Source organism: Erwinia tracheiphila, assembly GCF_021365465.1.
Lineage (GTDB): Bacteria > Pseudomonadota > Gammaproteobacteria > Enterobacterales > Enterobacteriaceae > Erwinia > Erwinia tracheiphila.
In genome coordinates this window covers 1,886,108-1,904,884 of sequence record NZ_CP089932.1, presented here as the reverse complement: position 1 = coordinate 1,904,884, position 18,777 = coordinate 1,886,108, and the positions used below count along the sequence as shown (strand labels likewise).

Below are 18,777 nucleotides of genomic sequence, written 5' to 3'. Positions count from 1 at the left end.
GCACTTTACGTCTAATGTGGACTAATTACGGGCTGAAAATTAAATCTCGGTCAGGCGATCCAAAGTGATATGAAAAAGACGGGAGAAATTCTTCGTGGTCACATCCGCCAGCTTTTCAATACTCACCCCTTTCAGTACAGCCATATATTCTGCTACATCACGGGTATAAGCAGGCTGATTTTCTTTACCACGATGAGGGACGGGCGCCAGATAAGGTGAATCTGTTTCCACTAAGATACGGTCCAGCGGGACATAGCGTGCGGCTTCCCGGATTGCTTCAGCATTGCGGAAGGTAACAATGCCGGAAAAGGAGATATACATTCCTGAATCCAGTATTTTTTTTGCCGTTTTGCGATCTTCAGTAAAACAGTGCAGCACCCCGCCACACTCCTCAACCTTTTCTTCCCTAAGCAGTGCCAGCGTATCTTCACGTGCATCCCGGGTATGGACGATAACAGGCTTGTTCAGTTCGCGCCCAATGCGAATATGTTCACGAAAGGACGCCTGCTGTTGTTCTTTGGTTTCCTTCTGATAATGATAATCAAGGCCCGTCTCCCCCATCGCCACTACGCGCACGTCAGCCGCCAACCTGCGCAGTTCAGCAAAATCATACGGCTCCTGCTGATTTAATGGATGAACGCCGCATGAATACACCACATTGTGCCGCTCGCCGATCAAGCCAACCATAGCCTGATATCCCGGCAGCGTGGTCGCCACAGCCAGCATAAATTTAACGCCTCGCGCAGCAGCTTTCGCTAATAAATCATCGACATCCTGATGCAAATTTTCATAATCCAGGCCATCAAGATGACAGTGGGAATCGACTAAAAACATAAATACGTCTCTAATTGGGTGAGCCAGTCTGCAAGCCACGCAGTGCCTGCTCCCAGGTTAATAACTGGTCTGTCAGGATAAGTTCGCGATTAACAGATGCTATCCCGAGTTGTTCACGGCAATTTATCCATAGCCGGAGGCTTTCGTTAAGTGCGTTAGCAGGCAATAAAACAGCGATATCCGCAATCAGTGCTTGCTGATCGACATTGGCGATAAACTCGCCACCACCCTGTTGCCATTTCAGTGCATCAACCAGCAATGAATACAACCACCCAGTACGACGTTGCACATTGTCATCATTTAATTCACCGATAAGGGTGAGTATATCGCCACGTAATGCCAGTGGCAGGACCTGACAAAGCGCATGGCGAGATCTCCAGACAGACGCTTCCAGCAGCGATTGTGCCGCAGCCGGGGCACCACCACTTAGACGCAGTGCGCTAAGAGCCTCCGACTCCGTCACGGAAATTTGCTTTTGCAACCATGCCAGCCCTTGTTCTTCATCAGGAACAGCAAGATGGTAGCGAAAACATCGGCTACGCAGAGTTGCTGGCAAACGCGAGGGCTGCTGGCTAAAAAGCAAAAACCAGCAGTTTTTGGGTGGCTCTTCCAGCGTTTTCAGGAGCGCATTAGCTGCAGCCTCGGTCAACAATGAGGCGTCTGGCACAGTGACAATTTTAGCCCCTCCCTGTTGCGCGTGATGAAAAAGCGTTTCTGTTACGGCACGCACAGCGTCAACACCGAGCGAACTCTTACCTTTTTCAACACCCAGCAGATGCCAGTCCGGGTGGGTATGCGCCTGCATCAGTTGACAAGCGTGACAGTGACCGCAGCTTTTTAACCCCTCTCGCTGCTGGCACATCAGCCAGCGGCTAATCCCCCACAACAACGATTCGTCACCCATTCCAGGCAGACCATGCACAAGCAGCGCGTGATGCGCACGATTAGTCTGGTGCTGTGCAATAATTTGCCGGTAGGGATGATTAAGCCATGGATACCAGTTCACTGCTGTTCCCGCAGCCACTGCCGCACCGTTTCTCTGATAGCCGAGGAAACCTGCTCTATCGGCTGACTGGCATCTATCGTTTTGATGCTGTCGTCAGCCGCTACCAGCGCCAGGTAGCGTTCACGCGTGCGGTTGAAAAATTCGAGCGACTCACGTTCGATACGGTCCAGTTCCCCTCGCGCTCTGGCACGCCCCAGGCCCGTTTCTGGCATTACATCAAGATAGAGCGTCAGATCGGGGGCAAAATCGCCCAGCACACTCTGCTTCAGCTGCTGCATAAGTTGACTGTTCATTCCTCTGCCACCGCCCTGATAGGCCTGCGAAGAGAGATCGTGCCGATCACCCACCACCCAGCAGCCCTGTTGCAGCGCCGGTTTAATCACATTTTCGACCAGCTGTACTCGCGCAGCATAAAGTATGAGCAGCTCCGCTTTATCGCTGACCACTTCGCTTGCCATACCCTGCTTGATCAGCTCACGCAGTTTTTCTGCCAGCGGCGTACCGCCAGGCTCACGAGTGAATACAACCTCGCTCACACCCTCTTCTTTCAGGACAGCAACCACCACGTCACGCGCCGTGGTTTTGCCCGCGCCTTCCAGACCTTCGATAACGATAAATTTACTGTGCATTTTTTTCCTTCCGCGCCTGGCGCCACGCCTGCACCGCCCGATTATGGCTGGCAAGATTAGTGGTAAAGGTATGTCCGCCCTGACCATCTGCAACAAAATATAAAAAGTCGGTTTTTGACGGATGCGCTGCAGCCTCCAGCGATGCTTTCCCCGGCATGGCTATTGGCCCCGGCGGCATCCCGGCGATAGTGTAGGTGTTATATGCCGTGGGCGTTTCAAGATCCCTGCGGGTCAGTGTGCCGGTGTAGCCGTCTCCCAGGCCATAAATGACGGTAGGATCGGTTTGCAGGCGCATTCCTGAGCGCAGACGATTAATAAACACCGAGGCCACTTTGCTACGTTCCTCATGCACGGCCGTTTCTTTTTCAATGATTGAGGCCATGGTCAGCAAATCGTTCTGATCCTTATAGGGCAGTCCTTCCGCTTTACCCGCCCACACACTCGCCACCAGCGTTGTCATTCGCTGATGGGCTCGTTTAAGAATGACCACATCGGCGGTATTAGCGGTATAGGAATAGGTATCCGGCCAGAACCACCCCTCAACATTTTGTGCCTGTAAACCCAGCGCCGAAGCAACCGTCGCCAGATTATCATCGGCAAGGGTATGCTTTATGTAGGGGGCAGCCCGTAATTCAGCCAGCCAGTCCCTCATACGGGTCCCTTCCACGAAGCGCATGGGAAACTGGGCTTCCTTACCACTGGCTAGTAGCGTCAGCATCTGCCGAACAGTCATACCCGGTGTCAGGCGATAGGTGCCTGCTTTGAATTTCGCCAGTTCAGGATGCAGCTTCAGAAGCCAGCCGAACCAAATCGTTTGTGGCACGATCTTTTGTCGGTTGAGTTCGGCTTCAAGCACCACCCGCCCCGACCCGGCGGGTAACGTAAAGAGGGTTTCATTGTTAATGGATAGCGGTGACTGCGCAAACTGTCTGACCTGCCAGTAGCTGAAAAGCACTGACGCGACGACGATAACGATTATCCCGGTGAAAATTTTTCTTTTTAAAGCCATAAAATCCCTTATTAAATCCGGGAGATAAGGAAATTATAAAGATTTCGGTCATGATAAAAATGCTGGCTTATCTGACGGACTGGCAGAACGGGCATCAATGCATTCGTGATCAACACTTCATCAGCCTCTTGCAGTACATCAGGTGAGTTCCTGACTTCAGAGACGATTGTTCCCGTTTCGCGTAATAGCTTAATGACCTGCTGGCGCTGAATGCCATTTACGCCTGAATCACTCAGGCAAGGGGTGAAAACGTCATTCCCCTTGCGCCAGAATAAATTCGCCGCACAGCATTCCACCAGCATACCTTCGGTATCAAGCACCAGCGCCTCGTCAGCATCGGTCTGCTCAAGCTCTGCACGAATAAGCACCTGTTCCAGCCGATTGAGATGTTTAATACCTGCCAGAAAGGGGTTTCTCGCCAGTCTGATGCTACTGAGTTGCAGACTGACCCCCGTGACCTTCAAATGGTAATAATGGCCAGGGTAATCAGATACCGTCAGTATCCGCGTGGGCTGTCCGCAGCCTGAAGCACTGTACCCTCGCCCTCCTTTTCCTCGCGAAATAATCACTTTAAGCACCGCCTCACTATGGCCGACAGCAGCATTAAGCATTTCCTCGCGCAGTCGCTGCCAATCTACCGATTCAATCAGCAGGCGTTCACAGCCAAGCTGAAGACGCATCAAATGGGCATCCAGCGCTTTCACCTCACTTTGACTAATGTGAGCAGTGGTGAAGCAACCATCTCCAAACTGTACTGCACGATCGCCAATTGCAACGTTATCCTGAAGTTGACCGTTTACCCACACCGTACAGGCTCCCTGCAGGTTGTTATTTGAACGTAAAGATTACCTGTAATACCTGACAGATTCATCCCGCGTTTGCAACGAGTGGTTTTTTATCAAACGAGCTGGTGAATTATATCTTCAATGCAGCTCAACGCGGCTTTACAGAAAAGCTTATCTGAAAATTCACCATACAAAAATGCCAGTCAGGGATTAGCTGACTGGCATTGCTGACCGAACTGACTCGTACGAAAAAAACATCAGATTTTACGGAAAATCAGTGAGCCATTAATGCCGCCAAAACCAAAGGAGTTACACAGGACATAGTCCAGTCCCTTGATCTGCCGCGACGTATGGGGCACGAAGTCCAGATCGCAACCTTCATCCGGGTTGTCCAGATTGATCGTCGGTGGAATAACCTGGTCACGTAATGCAAGAATTGAGATAATTGACTCAACTGCACCCGCAGCCCCTAACAGATGCCCGATCATAGATTTTGTTGAACTCACCATAATCCGGTTGGCACTGGCACCAAAAACAGACTTCACTGCCTGCGCTTCTGCTTTGTCCCCGGCAGGCGTGGAAGTACCGTGGGCGTTAACGTAACCAATTTTTTCGGGAGAAACCCGCGCATCTTTCAATGCATTTTCCATTGCCAAGGCCGCGCCCGCGCCATTTTCAGGCGGTGAGGTCATATGATAGGCATCACTACTCATGCCAAAACCTACCAGTTCGGCGTAGATTTTTGCTCCACGTTTTTTCGCGTGTTCGTACTCTTCGAGCATCATGATGCCGGCACCATCTCCCAAAACAAAACCATCACGATCTTTATCCCACGGGCGGCTTGCCGCTTGTGGATCATCATTACGGGTAGAAAGCGCGCGTGCGGCACCAAATCCACCGATGCCCAGTGGCGTACTACCCTTTTCAGCACCACCTGCCAGCATGACATCCGCATCATTGCAGGCGATCATACGCGCAGCCAGACCGATATTATGCACACCCGTTGTACAGGCGGTAGAGATAGCGATGCTTGGCCCACGCATACCAAACATGATAGTCAGATGCCCGGCTATCATGTTTATGATAGTGGAAGGAACAAAGAAGGGGCTCATTTTCCTCGGGCCGCCGTTGAGAAGCGCAGAGTGATTATCCTCAATTAGACCGAGGCCACCGATTCCAGAACCAATAGCCGCACCAATTCGGGCAGCGTTTTCATCGGTAACAACCAGCCCGGAATCCTGCATAGCCTTAACACCAGCAACAACACCATACTGAATAAAAGCATCCATCTTGCGCTGATCTTTGCGCGAGATAAACGCTTCACAGTTAAAATCCTTTACTAAGCCAGCAAAATGCGTTGCGTAGGCACTAGTATCAAAATGATCGATCAGGCTGATGCCACTCTGACCGGCAACAAGAGCATTCCAGGTAGACTCTACGGTATTGCCGACAGGAGACAACATGCCAAGACCGGTCACAACCACACGACGCTTAGACACGTTCATCCTCCAGGGAGGGTAAAAAGAAAGATCTGCTACGGATAAAACTCAGGCGGTCATTATGACCGCCTGGAGACGCTCACTTATGCCTGGTGATCATTGATGTAATTAATAGCGTCCTGGACTGTTGTGATTTTCTCAGCTTTTTCGTCCGGAATCTCGGTGTCAAACTCTTCTTCCAGAGCCATGACCAACTCAACGGTATCAAGAGAATCAGCGCCCAGGTCTTCTACAAAAGAGGCAGCATTCACAACTTCTTCCTGCTTAACGCCAAGCTGCTCACCAATGATTTTCTTAACACGTTCTTCGATAGTGTTCATACTATTAAATTTCCTATCAAAACTCGCTTTCGCGATGGTTTTCGTAGTGTATAAAATGTTGAAAAAGATGCAACTAAATCCCGGCTGGTCCAACCACGATTTAACGCTATTTTGCGGGCATAACCGCAAATAACGCAAATAATTTTCGTGAATGTCAGACCATATACATTCCGCCGTTGACGTGCAGCGTTTCACCTGTAATGTACGCCGCTTCGTCAGAAGCTAAAAATGCAACTGCGCTGGCGATTTCCTGCGCACCGCCAAGGCGTCCCGCAGGCACTTCCGCCAGAATGCCCGCACGCTGTTCTTCATTCAGCGCACGAGTCATATCTGTTTCGATAAAACCCGGAGCAACAACGTTTACAGTGATGCCACGCGACGCGATCTCACGCGCAAGCGATTTGCTAAAACCGATCAAGCCTGCTTTCGCTGCCGCATAATTTGCCTGTCCTGCATTACCCATGGTTCCCACAACGGAACCGATAGTAATAATTCGGCCTGTGCGCTTCTTCATCATAGCGCGTAATACTGCCTTTGACAGGCGAAAAACCGACGTCAGATTTGTGTCCAAAATATCCTGCCACTCATCATCTTTCATACGCATCAGCAAATTATCACGCGTAATGCCGGCATTATTAACTAAAATATCGACTTCGCCAAATTCAGTACGGATATTTTGGAGCACGCTGTCAATAGAAGCGCTGTCATTAACATTGAACAGCAAGCCCTTACCGTTACCGCTAAGATAATCACTTATTGCGTCAGCACCATTCTGGCTGGTAGCCGTTCCGACCACTTTAGCACCACGCGCGGACAAGGTTTCGGCGATAGCACGGCCAATACCACGGCTGGCACCGGTTACCAGTGCGACTTTTCCTTCAAAGTTCATAGCATCCTCCTCGTCTGTCAGTTAAACCGCCGCTGAAAGGCTGGCGGGATCATTTATCGCTGTCGCAGTCAGGGCGTCAACAATGCGTTTGGTCAGACCGGTGAGCACCTTACCTGGCCCTGCTTCAATCAGCGATACTACACCCTGATCGGCCATAGATGTCACGCACTCTGTCCAGCGCACAGGACTGTATAATTGACGAATAAGTGCACTTTTGATTGCCTCTGGTGACGTTTCACATTTTACGTCGACATTATTAATAACCGGAATGGAAGGAACGTTGAAGGTTAGCGCTTCCAGAGCAATGGCCAGTTTTTCAGCGGCGGGTTTCATCAGCGCACAATGTGATGGCACGCTGACCGGCAAAGGGAGCGCACGCTTCGCACCGGCTGCTTTGCAGGCCGCGCCAGCTCGCTCAACGGCTTCTTTATTGCCTGCAATAACCACCTGGCCAGGCGAGTTAAAGTTAACCGGAGAAACCACCTGCCCCTGAGCAGAGTCTTCACAGGCTTTTGCAATGGCCGCATCATCCAGACCGATAATGGCCTGCATCGCCCCGGTACCCGCTGGCACAGCTTCCTGCATCAGCTTGCCGCGCAATTCCACCAGTTTGATGGCGTCGCTAAAATCAATCACGCCAGCACAAACCAGTGCGCTATACTCGCCAAGGCTGTGCCCTGCCAGCATTGCCGGAGGCTTGCCGCCTTTTTCCTGCCAGACGCGAAAAATAGCCACGGAGGCGGCCAGCAGGGCAGGCTGTGTTTGCCAGGTTTTATTCAGTTCTTCCGCAGGCCCCTGCTGCACCAACGCCCAGAGATCGTAACCGAGCGCATCGGATGCTTCCTGGAATGTTTGCTCGATCAGCTCGTTCTCTAGGGCCAGTTCGGCCAACATGCCGACGGCTTGCGAACCCTGTCCGGGAAAAATCATTGCGAATTGCGTCATTCTTCTATCCTGATAATCAAAAACGGACCAGTGCCGAGCCCCAGGTAAAACCGCCACCGAACGCTTCCAGCAAAATCAGTTGGCCTCGCTGAATACGGCCATCACGCACCGCCTCGTCCAGCGCCGAAGGTACAGAAGCTGCGGACGTGTTACCATGGCGATCCAACGTCACCACCACTTTTTCCATGCCTATCCCCAACTTACGAGCGGTCGCGCTGATAATACGCAAGTTAGCCTGATGAGGCACCAGCCAGTCAATTGCCTCGCGATCGAGGTTGTTAGCCTGTAGCGTTTCATCCACGATATGTGCAAGTTCAGTTACGGCGACTTTGAAAACTTCATTGCCCGCCATGGTCAGATAGGCAGGTTGTTCCTGATGCTGACGATCCTGGTAGGGAAGCGTCAGTAATTGTGAATAACGACCATCTGCGTGAAGATGAGTCGAAATAATACCGGGTTGTTCACTTGCACCCAGCACAACCGCACCTGCACCGTCACCAAACAAAATCAAGGTGCTGCGGTCATCCGGATCAAGCGTGCGCGCTAACACATCTGCCCCAATAACCAACGCGTGTTTGACCGTGCCGTTTTTAATATACTGGTCGGCAACGCTTAAGGCATAAGCGAAACCAGCACAGGCTGCTGCGAGATCAAACGCAGTGGCATCGTTAATACCGAGCATTTGCTGAATGATGCAGGCAGAACTTGGAAAAGCATGGCTGGAAGAGGTGGTTGCGACCACGATCAGCTCAATCTCATTCTGTTCTATACCCGCCATGTCCAGTGCGCGCTCTGCCGCCTGGAAACCCATTGATGCAACAGTTTCATCGGCAGCCGCAATGCGCCGCTCACAGATACCGGTTCGAGTGACAATCCACTCATCAGAGGTATCCACCATTTTTTCCAGATCGGCGTTAGTCCGCACCTTTTCGGGCAAATAGCTGCCGGTACCGATAATCTTCGTATACATGTACGCTCAGTCACTCTTAGGTAATACAGCCTGAAGGCGCGTGGCAATCCGCCAAGGAACCTGCCGCCGCACCGCCTGCTCTGCCTGTTTTATTGCCGCAGTAAACGCTGCCTGACTGGCACCGCCGTGACTTTTGATCACCGTTCCGCGCAACCCTAACAGACAGGCACCATTGTACTGGTCTGGATTAAGATGACCAAAACGCTTCGCCAGACGCTTTTTCAGCAACCGCCCGGCCAGAGTCAGCCACCAGCGCCTTTTTGTCCCTTCAGGCTGCGACTTAAACAGAGAAAGAAACATTCTGACCACGCCTTCCATCGTTTTCAGCGTTACGTTACCGATAAAGCCATCACAGACAAGCACATCAGTTTTTCCAGTCAGAAGATCGTTGCCTTCGAGGTATCCAATATAGTTGACGTCTGGCAAGTTACGAAGGACAGCCGCAGCCTCACGAATGCTGTCCAGGCCCTTACTTTCTTCTTCACCAATATTCAGTAAAGCCACTCTTGGGGTCATAATGGCAAGAATTTCTTCCGCAACGACAGTGCCCATCACAGCAAACTGCACCAGCATTGCGCTATCAGACACCACATTTGCACCCAGATCGAGCAGCACGGTCTTGCCCTGCTGTTGATTAGGCAACACCGTCATTAATGCCGGTCGTTCAATACCGTCCAACGGTTTAAGTAATAGCTTTGCCAGTCCCATCAGGGCACCGGTGTTACCCGCGCTAATGCAGGCATCTGCTCTTCCTGCCTTTACCAGCTCAAGCGCCACGCGCATCGAAGAGCCTTTGCTCTGACGAATAGCCTGAGAAGGCCTGGCATCACTGGCAATAACTGATTCGGCAGGAATAATCTGCAAACGTGCCGTCAAGGCAGAATCCGCTGTTGTAAGTGATGTCGAGATAGCATCGGGATCGCCGACAAGAAGGAGATACAGCTGCGAATCAGAAGCCAGTGCCTGCATTGCCGCAGGCACTGTTACGCAAGGACCGAAGTCCCCGCCCATCACATCTATCGCCAAGGTCAATCGTGTCAAAGTATCGCCGGCTGGGCCAGAAATTACTTAGTGATGACCTTGCGGCCGCGGTAATAACCATCCGCAGTGATGTGATGTCGCAGATGTGTTTCACCAGAAACTTTATCTACGGAAAGAGTGGTGGTGGTTAATGCATCGTGAGAGCGACGCATACCACGTTTGGAACGGGTTGGTTTGTTCTGTTGTACGGCCATGGACCTTACTCCTGTTACTTACGCTTTAAACTGGCTAATACGGCAAATGGATTTGGTTTTTCCGCCTCTTCAGGCAGTTTACCAAAGACCATGTCCGCCTCGGACACTTCACAGTGTTCAGAATCATGAACCGGAACGACAGGCAGAGCGAGGATGATCTCATCTTCCACTACTGCTAACAGATCGATTTCGCCAAATTCATTGACTTCGACCGGTTCGTACGCTTCCGGCAGAGCCTCAGCCTGATCGTCATTGACAACCGGACTGAAACAATACTTTACATGGACGGCATGGGGAAAAGACTGCTCACAGCGTTGACAACACAGCGTAACGGAAACAGTAGCAGTACCCTTAAGCACAGCCAGACGCTGATTATCAATCGCAAAAGACATGGAACATTCCACATCTGTATCCACGCTGACTACCGATTCAGCAAGACGCTCCACCTGCTGGCAAGTATAAACGCCCTGATAATCAAGACGTTTTTGAGCGGCGTGTACCGGCTCGAGAGTCAGAGGTAATTTTACTTTTTGCATAGGGCGCGAATATTAACTTTGTCATGACACAGAGTCAAAGAAAAAGGCTGTTTTACAGCATCTTTCTCCTGAAATGTCGCAACGGATGAGGCACACTATCCAGAATGTCCACTATTGGCTTGCTATCTCAATCAGGAAAAAAATGACGCTGCTTATCCTTGCCTCGACTTCACCATTCAGAAAATCACTTTTAGAAAAACTGGGAATGCCCTTCATGACAGCGGCACCCGAGGTCGATGAAACGCTCCTTCCCGACGAATCTGCCACCGAGTTAGTTATGCGTCTGGCGGAAGAAAAAGCCCGTGCACTGGCAACGCGCTATTCTCAACACGTTATTATCGGCTCCGATCAGGTATGCATGGTAAACGAGAAAATAACCGGCAAACCTCACACGCAAGCAGATGCGTATGAACAATTACGCCTTGCCAGCGGTCAGTCCGTCATTTTTTATACTGGGCTGGCCCTGCTGGACACCCGTTTCGATCGCCTTAATGTGATCTGTGAACCCTTTAGCGTGACATTTCGCCAGCTTACCGAGGCCGAAATCATCCATTATGTGCGCAAAGAACAACCACTGAATTGTGCCGGCAGCTTTAAAAGCGAGGGGCTTGGGATAACACTGTTTGACACATTGACAGGCCGGGACCCCAACACGCTAGTGGGGTTGCCACTTATTGCCCTGTGCGAGATGCTGCGTGAAGCAGGAATCAATCCTTTGATGCAGTAAATATGCTGGCGTCGAACCGTTAATTCGCCATTACAACCCTGACTACTTCATCGGCGCATTTTTACGTAGCGCCTGCAGACATCCTTTGAGTTCATCATCCAATGGGGCTTTTACACGCATCACTTCGCCCGTTGCAGGATGGGTAAAGCGTAAGGCCAGCGCGTGCAAAAAAAGCCGTTTCAACCCGCTGCCTGCCAGCTGCATATCAAAGGATTTCTCTCCATAGCGATCGTCAAAAGCAATTGGATGTCCAGCGTGCAGGGTATGTACACGAATCTGGTGAGTGCGTCCGGTCACAGGACTGGCTTTAACCAGCGTCGCGTATGCGTAGCGCTCTTCAACTTTAAAACGGGTCTCTGAAGGTTTTCCCTCGGAGCTGACCCGGACCACCCGCTCACCACTTTGCAAAATATTTTTCAGCAGCGGTGTCTGCACCGTTTTGAGATGTGAGGGCCACTGTCCCTTTACCAATGCCAGATAATCCTTTTGCATTCCTTTCTCACGGAGCTGTTCGTGAAGCGAACGCAAAGCAGAGCGCTTTTTCGCCACCAGCAAAATACCGGATGTATCGCGGTCAAGCCGGTGCACCAGTTCCAGGAATCGCGCATCGGGCCGCAGCGCCCTTAATCCTTCAATAACACCAAAGCTAAGTCCACTCCCGCCATGTACCGCTGTGCCGGAAGGTTTATTCAGCACCAGCAGGTGATCATCCTCAAATAAAATTGCCCCGTCCAGTGCTGCAACCTTTGCAAGCTTAGGGGAAACGGCTTCTTCTTCACGTTCAGCCACACGCAACGGGGGAATACGCACTTCGTCCCCCGCTTCCAGTTTATATTCTGGTTTAACTCGGCCTTTATTAACGCGCAACTCTCCCTTACGCAGGATGCGATAAATCATACTTTTAGGTACGCCTTTAAGCTGCGTGCGTAAAAAGTTATCGATGCGTTGACCTGCTTCATCAGCAGAAATTGTCACCTTCTGTACGACTGGAGTATTGGTTTTCATGGTCGGGGATTCTAAATAGAGGCTGTGAATAGCGCCACCTCTTTTTCTGTGCTTTACTCATTGGCGGCGTTAAGCCAGAAACGTTATTCGTACAGTTTTCAATCAGTTTGTAGAACAAACTGAGCGAAATAGTGATAAAAGCTGGCATAAAGTTGGCGGAGCAAGAAAAGTCACCTTGCTATCACAACGTTAGCAATGGAATAATGTTTCGGTTTCCCATGTTAACCCCGGGTAAACAAGAAAATTGCTTAAAAAATTTTGCCTGATAACCCATACACGCAGCAATGGCATAAGACGTTTTGTGTAATCAGGCATTTAACGGGCTGCGGGTTGCAGCCTGGACGAAAGACGGGATTGGTTCATTCAGGTTCACACTGGCGGTTCCCCCCTTTTAAAAGTGCTGTTTTTCCAGCTGAAAAACAGGCTGCCGAGAATTTGCGCCCCTGTAGCTACCGACATCCGGGAGGTTGACGGCTTTGCCATGAGACCTGGGGTCATCGGTTGACCACGTCCAGCGTTACTACTGCCCGTAGCTTTGTCACTAATGCAAGAATAATGAGTAAGTTACGATGAAAAGAATGTTAATAAACGCAACTCAGCAGGAGGAGCTGCGTGTCGCACTTGTGGACGGACAGCGCCTGTACGATCTGGATATCGAGAGTCCCGGATACGAACAAAAGAAAGCCAACATCTATAAAGGCAAAATCACCCGCATTGAACCCAGCCTTGAAGCTGCCTTCGTCGATTATGGTGCTGAAAGACATGGCTTCCTTCCCCTGAAAGAAATCTCACGCGAATACTTTCCCGCTAATTATTCTTCCCACGGTCGTCCCAATATCAAAGACGTGCTGCGTGAAGGTCAGGAAGTTATTGTTCAGATTGATAAAGAAGAACGCGGTAACAAAGGTGCAGCCCTGACCACATTTATCAGCCTGGCGGGTAGCTATCTGGTATTAATGCCCAATAATCCTCGCGCGGGGGGGATTTCACGTCGGATTGAAGGTGATGACCGCACTGAATTAAAAGAAGCGCTGTCCGCACTGGAACTTCCTGAAGGTATGGGGCTGATTGTTCGAACCGCTGGCGTGGGTAAATCAGCGGAAGCATTGCAGTGGGACCTGAGCTTTCGCATTAAGCATTGGGAAGCCATTAAGAAAGCCGCCGAAAGCCGCCCTGCACCTTTCCTGATCCATCAGGAAAGCAACGTTATCGTGCGCGCATTCCGCGATTATCTTCGCCAGGATATCGGTGAAATCCTGATTGATAACCCAAAAATTCTGGAACTGGCCCGTCAGCATATCGCTGCGCTGGGGCGCCCCGACTTTAGCAGCAAAATTAAGCTTTACACGGGTGAAATCCCGCTATTCAGCCACTACCAGATTGAATCGCAAATTGAATCAGCCTTCCAACGTGAAGTGAGCTTGCCTTCCGGCGGCTCCATTGTTATTGATACTACCGAAGCGCTGACCGCAATCGATATCAACTCCGCCCGTGCCACGCGTGGGGGCGACATTGAAGAAACCGCTTTTAACACCAATCTTGAAGCGGCCGATGAAATCGCCCGTCAGTTACGCCTGCGCGATCTTGGTGGCCTGATCGTGATCGACTTTATTGATATGACGCCGGTCCGTCATCAGCGCGCGGTGGAGAATCGCCTGCGTGATGCGGTACGCCAGGACCGGGCGCGCATTCAAATCAGCCATATTTCCCGTTTTGGCCTGCTGGAAATGTCACGTCAGCGCCTCAGCCCTTCGCTGGGTGAATCAAGCCATCATGTCTGCCCGCGCTGTAGCGGCACAGGCACCATTCGTGATAACGAATCGCTGTCGCTTTCCATCCTGCGCTTAATTGAAGAAGAGGCGCTGAAGGAGAACACTAAAGAAGTACACGCTATCGTTCCGGTACAGATTGCATCGTATCTGCTGAATGAGAAACGTGAATCTGTGAGTGCGATTGAAAAACGTCAGGGTGGCGTACGGGCTATTATCGTACCAAACGATCTGATGGAAACCCCACATTATTCCGTTCTGCGCGTACGCAGTGGCGAAGAAACCCAGACGTTAAGCTACCATCTTCCTAAGCTGCATGAAGCCGAAATGGCATTACCTTCTTCTGAAGAAGAGCATGCGGAGCGTAAACGCTCTGAACAACCCGCCCTTTCCGCCTTTGTGATGACGGACGCGCCTCCAGTACAGCAACAGGGCAGCGCCCATTCAGCACAACCACAGACAGACAGCACAGAACAAAGCGATAAACCCGGGCTACTGAGTCGCCTTGCGCGAGGTTTAAAGCGTCTTTTCAGTGCGGACAGCCAACCGGAAGCGCAAGTACAGGCAGCCTCAGGTGAAACGACGAAATCCGAGGACAGCAGTGCGCCGCGTAATGAACAGCGCAACAGCCGTCGTCAGAATAATCGCCGCGAGCGTAATAGCAGTGAACACAACGAGCGTAATACCGAACGCAACAAAAGTGCTCGGAATGAACGTAACAGCAACCGCAACCAACGTATGGTGCGTGACCGCGATACCACAGCGGAAGACAGCCGCCGTAACAAACGTAGCAATGCTGCTCAAAGCGAAATTCGCGACGAGCAACAGGTAGCCGAAGAAAACCATAGCCAACAGCGCGATGACACTCAGCCTGGACGCCGTAACGATCGTAAGCACCGAACTGAACGGCCTGCGATACAGGAAGCAAAAGTCAGCGAAATCCCTCAGGCCGAGCCGATCGTTGATAACAGCGAAGAGCAGATTCAGGTGATGCCTCGCCGTAAACCGCGCCAGCTGAGTCAAAAAATCCGCATCGAAACGGCAGAGCAAACGGCTGCCCGCGCGTTTGCCACCGAGACACCTGACACTCAACCGACTACACACACGGCTGAAAGTGTGGCAGAGCCAGAAGAGACGGATACTAACAGCATGCCGCGCCGCTCGCGTCGTTCACCGCGCCACCTGCGCGTCAGTGGACAACGCCGCCGCCGTTATCGTGATGAGCGTTATCCAGCTCAGTCGCCAATGCCGCTGACGTTTGCTGCTGCATCGCCAGAAATGGCGTCTGGCAAAGTCTGGATTTCCTATCCTGTCGCACAGGTGGCCGAAGAGAGTGAGATCGAACGCTCTGTTGTCCCGGATTATGGCCATGAGGAAACCGCTGACGCAATGGCGGCAACCGTCATGGATGAAAACATCCCTGAGGAAAAAGCGCAGGTCGACGCCGGGTCTGTTCAGCACTCTGCGACGATGCCGGAACACCAGCCGCAAATCACGTCGGTTCACAACTGTGAAAGTGAGGCCATTGCTGTATCGGTTAACCAAGAGCCTGCCGTTATTTCTGTCGCCGACCAGGCTACCGCCCGTGAGATCTTGGCTGAAACACAGCCAGCTAACGAGGCACCGACAGAAACAAAAGCTGTCGTAAAGCACGTCGAAGAAAGGGAAAATACTGCGACGGCGATCGTGTCAGACACCAGTACAAAAACGATCGCTGACGTTGACGCAGTGCAAAATGCTGCGCCAGTTGAGGTAACAGAGCCTCACGCACCAGTTCCGGCGCGGGATCAGGCGGTTGCCCATCCAACGGAGCCAGTGCATGTTGCAGAAGAGCAGCCTGAACAAGCTGCATCATTCCCAACTCACACTGAGCAGACGGAAACTGACGCTGCGATTGCCCAACCAGCCTTTAAACATCACGCAATGGCACCGATAACCAAAGCGCCCGCCCCGGACTGGCAGCCGGAATCGGTTCGTCACAGCGACTGGGTGCGGCCGATGTTTAACTTTGCCGGGAAAGGCTCGGCAGGTGGGCATTCCGCCACCCACAAAGCAACAGCACCAGCAACGCGACCGCACTAACATCTGCGGACCTGAATGTAACAGCCCCGGCAAGACCAGGGCTTTTTATCCCTGCATGAACACCACCTCCTGTGGAGGTGGTCAGCAATAAGCTGGCTGTGCCAGTCATGCTACTCATGGGAAAATCCGAATCTGTTATCCCCATAACTGCCAGGGATTTAACCATGAGCAGATACCAGAAAGCATCTCATGTGCTCTGGTGTTGTCAATATCATATCGTATGGACACCCAGGTACAGGTTTCGCATTCTCAGGAACAATGTTGGTAAAGAGGTCTGTAAGCCGATAAGGATCTCAGGTGAGCAGCCCGGGATAGAAGTAGTGGAGCTGAATGTCCAGACAGACCATGTCCATTTGCGGGTAAAAGTGCCTCCATGGCTTTCGATTTCCCATGTAACAGGCGACTTAAAGGGTAAAGCAGTCCTTCGATTGTTCAGTAAATTTCCCTGCCTGCGTAAGAACAAGCAGTGGGGGAATGATTTTTGGGCAAGAGGTTATTGTGTCGATACCGTAGGTATAAACGAAGAAATGATAATAAAGTACGTGAAGTATCAGGAAAAACATGAAGTTGAAGAGAGCCAGCTTCCACTGAAAGAAGTGTGAAGGGAAGGCTCTCTGAGTCTGGACTTAGTGCGCCCCTGTGGGGCGAAATCAATGCCACCTGCTAGACCCTGTAAATAATTCTGTGTAACTGCCACCACGTCAAAGGTGAACGCTCAGGCGGTCACTACTGAGAAAAGGCATTTACACAGAATCGTGTACAGGGTCCCCCCACTTCCGCCCCTTTACACCGCCAGGCTCGCCACAAGATACCTGCGCTAAATGGGAACGGCCGAGATCTCACCATTAGAGAAAAGATAAATCCGCTGCCCATGTTGCCAGCAAAGCTGGCATATTACACAGCAGCGCCATCAAGCCATCGCTTGGGTCATCAGCCAGAATGACTGCACGCCGTCAGGCTGCCATGCCATACCTCTGACCATGGTAGTGGAACTGTCTACCTGCGCTATCCCCAGAGCATTCAGACAGTCGTCAAGGCCGCTGAGTAATTCACTGACCAGTACTTTCGCCCCAGCCAGATCTTCTGCTATCACCGGGCCGATAGCCTGTCCATGACCAAAAGAACGCTGGCAGGCAAAACCCGTGATACGCCCTGCACGCTCCAGCAGCAGAAAACGCTGTGCGCTGTCAAACAGGCTGGCAATCAGCTCCGGGCGATACTGCCCGTGTGCCTGTCGTTCCAGCGCCACCAGCACATAGGTATCCTCACGCCGGGCCACGCGCATCGCTACGTTATGCACTGGCGCAACCACCATCACCGAGGGAAGCTCACGGCACTGATGCTGTTCAACCATACCAGTTTCCACAAAGCCCAGCTTCTTATAGAGCGCTTTACCCATTTCCGATGCATTAAACCCATCTTTCGTTCCGAAGCGACAGACTTTACCGGGCATCGGAGATCGCCTTACCACCGCCCACAATGAAGTACCACGCTGTGTTTCAGATTTGAAAATCAATCGCGGGCGGCGTGTCGTCGGGCTCAGGCGACAATGCCTGGCGTTTGATCTCCTCCAACGACAGATTGGCGTTGCACAACTCAAGAAACTGCCAGACGTAATTACGCTGGAGCTGACCACGCTTCAGCCCCAGCCACACCGTATTAGATTCAAACAGATGTTTCGCCTCCAGTCTGGTCATACCGGAATGCTCATCTGGTTGACAGGCCTGGTCCGCCAAGATGCCGACGCCCAACTCCAGACTGACATAGGTTTTCACCACATCACTGTCCTGTGCGCTAAGTACAATATCCGGGGTCAGCCCTGCGGCCTGGAAAGCACGATCAACCCGCGAACGGCCAGTAATACCCTGTCGATAGGTAACCAGCGGATAGCGGCTAAGAGCAGCCAGAGAAACCGGCTGTTCAGATTCCAGCGGATGGTCGTTCGGCACCAGCAGAGCGTGATGCCAGTTGAACCAGGGAAATGCCGCCAGCGAAGGTACACTCATCACCTGCTCGCTGGCAATGCCGATGTCCGCCTCTCCCGACAGCAACATGGAAGCAATCTCCTGCGGTGAGCACTGATTAAGTACCAGTCGTACACTCGGGTAAAGGGTACGGAAAGCTTTGATGATCTCAGGCAGACTGTAACGGGCCTGCGTATGCGTGGTGGCAATGGTTAACACACCGCTGGATTCGTTGGTGAACACATCGGCAAGGCGACGAATTTTCCCAGCCTCATCAAGAATGCGTTCAGCAATGGTAAGCAGTGCTTTACCCGGCTCGGTCATGCCGAGTAACCGTTTGCCACGACGAATGAATATCTCCACGCCCAGTTCTTCTTCCAGATCGCGGATATGGCGGCTGACACCGGACTGAGAAGTAAACAGCGTGTTAGCGACATCGGTAAGATTGAAATCGCAGCGTGCTGCTTCACGGATAATCTTAAGCTGCTGGAAATTCACGCAGATTCCTCTTTTTCTTATCGTTCGGTTCGCATCATGTTAAGGATGCAAATCGATAGCAACAAATAATAAAAA

The 18,777-nt window shown here is 51.6% G+C and carries 19 protein-coding genes; 3 read left to right on the top strand and 16 right to left on the bottom strand.

Translation table 11 applies throughout. From position 1 onward, the window contains the following. Positions 1–39 precede the first annotated feature (39 nt). The 13 genes from LU633_RS10030 to yceD all read right to left on the bottom strand — a co-directional run bounded on the left by LU633_RS10030 (position 40) and on the right by yceD (position 10,657). Positions 40–834 carry a metal-dependent hydrolase gene (locus tag LU633_RS10030; RefSeq protein WP_016192150.1) on the bottom strand — a complete coding sequence of 265 codons (795 nt, stop codon included), beginning with the start codon at positions 832–834 and terminating at the stop codon, positions 40–42. A 10-nt stretch (positions 835–844) separates the two neighbouring features. Further along, complete coding sequence (gene holB, locus LU633_RS10025; RefSeq protein WP_016192151.1) at positions 845–1,840, bottom strand: DNA polymerase III subunit delta'; 996 nt, start codon at positions 1,838–1,840, stop codon at positions 845–847. Continuing rightward, positions 1,837–2,469, bottom strand: coding sequence for a dTMP kinase (tmk, locus tag LU633_RS10020; RefSeq protein ID WP_016192152.1), 633 nt, complete (start codon positions 2,467–2,469; stop codon positions 1,837–1,839). The genes holB and tmk overlap by 4 nt, the downstream gene beginning before the upstream one ends. Further along, a complete protein-coding gene (gene yceG, locus LU633_RS10015; RefSeq protein WP_016192153.1) occupies positions 2,459–3,478 on the bottom strand; it encodes a cell division protein YceG in 1,020 nt (339 codons plus the stop codon). Before yceG ends, tmk begins: the two co-directional genes overlap by 11 nt. Positions 3,479–3,489: 11 nt before the next feature. Next, a complete protein-coding gene (pabC, locus tag LU633_RS10010; protein WP_016192154.1) occupies positions 3,490–4,284 on the bottom strand; it encodes an aminodeoxychorismate lyase in 795 nt (264 codons plus the stop codon). Between the two features lie 236 nt (positions 4,285–4,520). Continuing rightward, the gene (gene fabF / locus LU633_RS10005) at positions 4,521–5,762 is read right to left on the bottom strand and encodes a beta-ketoacyl-ACP synthase II (protein ID WP_016192155.1); all 1,242 of its coding nucleotides are present in this window, start codon (positions 5,760–5,762) and stop codon (positions 4,521–4,523) included. 83 nt (positions 5,763–5,845) lie between these two features. Next, positions 5,846–6,082: an acyl carrier protein gene (gene acpP / locus LU633_RS10000; protein ID WP_016192156.1), complete on the bottom strand. Its 237-nt coding sequence runs from the start codon at positions 6,080–6,082 to the stop codon at positions 5,846–5,848. Positions 6,083–6,236: 154 nt separating this feature from the next. Continuing rightward, a complete protein-coding gene (gene fabG / locus LU633_RS09995; protein ID WP_016192157.1) occupies positions 6,237–6,971 on the bottom strand; it encodes a 3-oxoacyl-ACP reductase FabG in 735 nt (244 codons plus the stop codon). Positions 6,972–6,992: 21 nt separating this feature from the next. Continuing rightward, a complete protein-coding gene (fabD, locus tag LU633_RS09990; RefSeq protein ID WP_016192158.1) occupies positions 6,993–7,916 on the bottom strand; it encodes an ACP S-malonyltransferase in 924 nt (307 codons plus the stop codon). Positions 7,917–7,932: 16 nt separating this feature from the next. Beyond that, positions 7,933–8,886 carry a beta-ketoacyl-ACP synthase III gene (locus tag LU633_RS09985; protein WP_016192159.1) on the bottom strand — a complete coding sequence of 318 codons (954 nt, stop codon included), beginning with the start codon at positions 8,884–8,886 and terminating at the stop codon, positions 7,933–7,935. Positions 8,887–8,892: 6 nt separating this feature from the next. After that, positions 8,893–9,927, bottom strand: a complete 1,035-nt coding sequence (plsX, locus tag LU633_RS09980; RefSeq protein WP_016192160.1) for a phosphate acyltransferase PlsX — start codon at positions 9,925–9,927, stop codon at positions 8,893–8,895. A 23-nt stretch (positions 9,928–9,950) separates the two neighbouring features. After that, positions 9,951–10,121 (bottom strand): 50S ribosomal protein L32, encoded by a 171-nt coding sequence (gene rpmF, locus LU633_RS09975; RefSeq protein WP_016192161.1) that lies wholly within the window; start codon positions 10,119–10,121, stop codon positions 9,951–9,953. A gap of 14 nt (positions 10,122–10,135) precedes the next feature. Further along, positions 10,136–10,657 (bottom strand): 23S rRNA accumulation protein YceD, encoded by a 522-nt coding sequence (yceD, locus tag LU633_RS09970; RefSeq protein ID WP_016192162.1) that lies wholly within the window; start codon positions 10,655–10,657, stop codon positions 10,136–10,138. Between the two features lie 142 nt (positions 10,658–10,799). On the opposite strand from yceD, the gene LU633_RS09965 reads away from it, so the two are divergent. Then, a complete protein-coding gene (locus LU633_RS09965; protein ID WP_016192163.1) occupies positions 10,800–11,384 on the top strand; it encodes a Maf family protein in 585 nt (194 codons plus the stop codon). A 42-nt stretch (positions 11,385–11,426) separates the two neighbouring features. On the opposite strand, the gene rluC is transcribed toward LU633_RS09965, so the two are convergent. After that, complete coding sequence (gene rluC, locus LU633_RS09960; protein WP_016192164.1) at positions 11,427–12,389, bottom strand: 23S rRNA pseudouridine(955/2504/2580) synthase RluC; 963 nt, start codon at positions 12,387–12,389, stop codon at positions 11,427–11,429. Positions 12,390–12,958: 569 nt separating this feature from the next. Here rluC and rne point away from each other — a divergent pair. Further along, entirely contained in the window at positions 12,959–16,240 is a 3,282-nt protein-coding gene (gene rne / locus LU633_RS09955) for a ribonuclease E (protein ID WP_016192165.1), read from the top strand. A gap of 164 nt (positions 16,241–16,404) precedes the next feature. Beyond that, positions 16,405–16,842 (top strand): IS200/IS605 family transposase, encoded by a 438-nt coding sequence (gene tnpA, locus LU633_RS09950; protein ID WP_016192166.1) that lies wholly within the window; start codon positions 16,405–16,407, stop codon positions 16,840–16,842. Between the two features lie 308 nt (positions 16,843–17,150). Here tnpA and LU633_RS09945 read toward each other — a convergent pair whose 3' ends face one another. Beyond that, positions 17,151–17,693: a GNAT family N-acetyltransferase gene (locus LU633_RS09945; RefSeq protein ID WP_016192167.1), complete on the bottom strand. Its 543-nt coding sequence runs from the start codon at positions 17,691–17,693 to the stop codon at positions 17,151–17,153. A 46-nt stretch (positions 17,694–17,739) separates the two neighbouring features. Continuing rightward, positions 17,740–18,702 (bottom strand): HTH-type transcriptional regulator Cbl, encoded by a 963-nt coding sequence (cbl, locus tag LU633_RS09940; RefSeq protein ID WP_016192168.1) that lies wholly within the window; start codon positions 18,700–18,702, stop codon positions 17,740–17,742. Between the last annotated feature and the right edge of the window lie 75 nt (positions 18,703–18,777).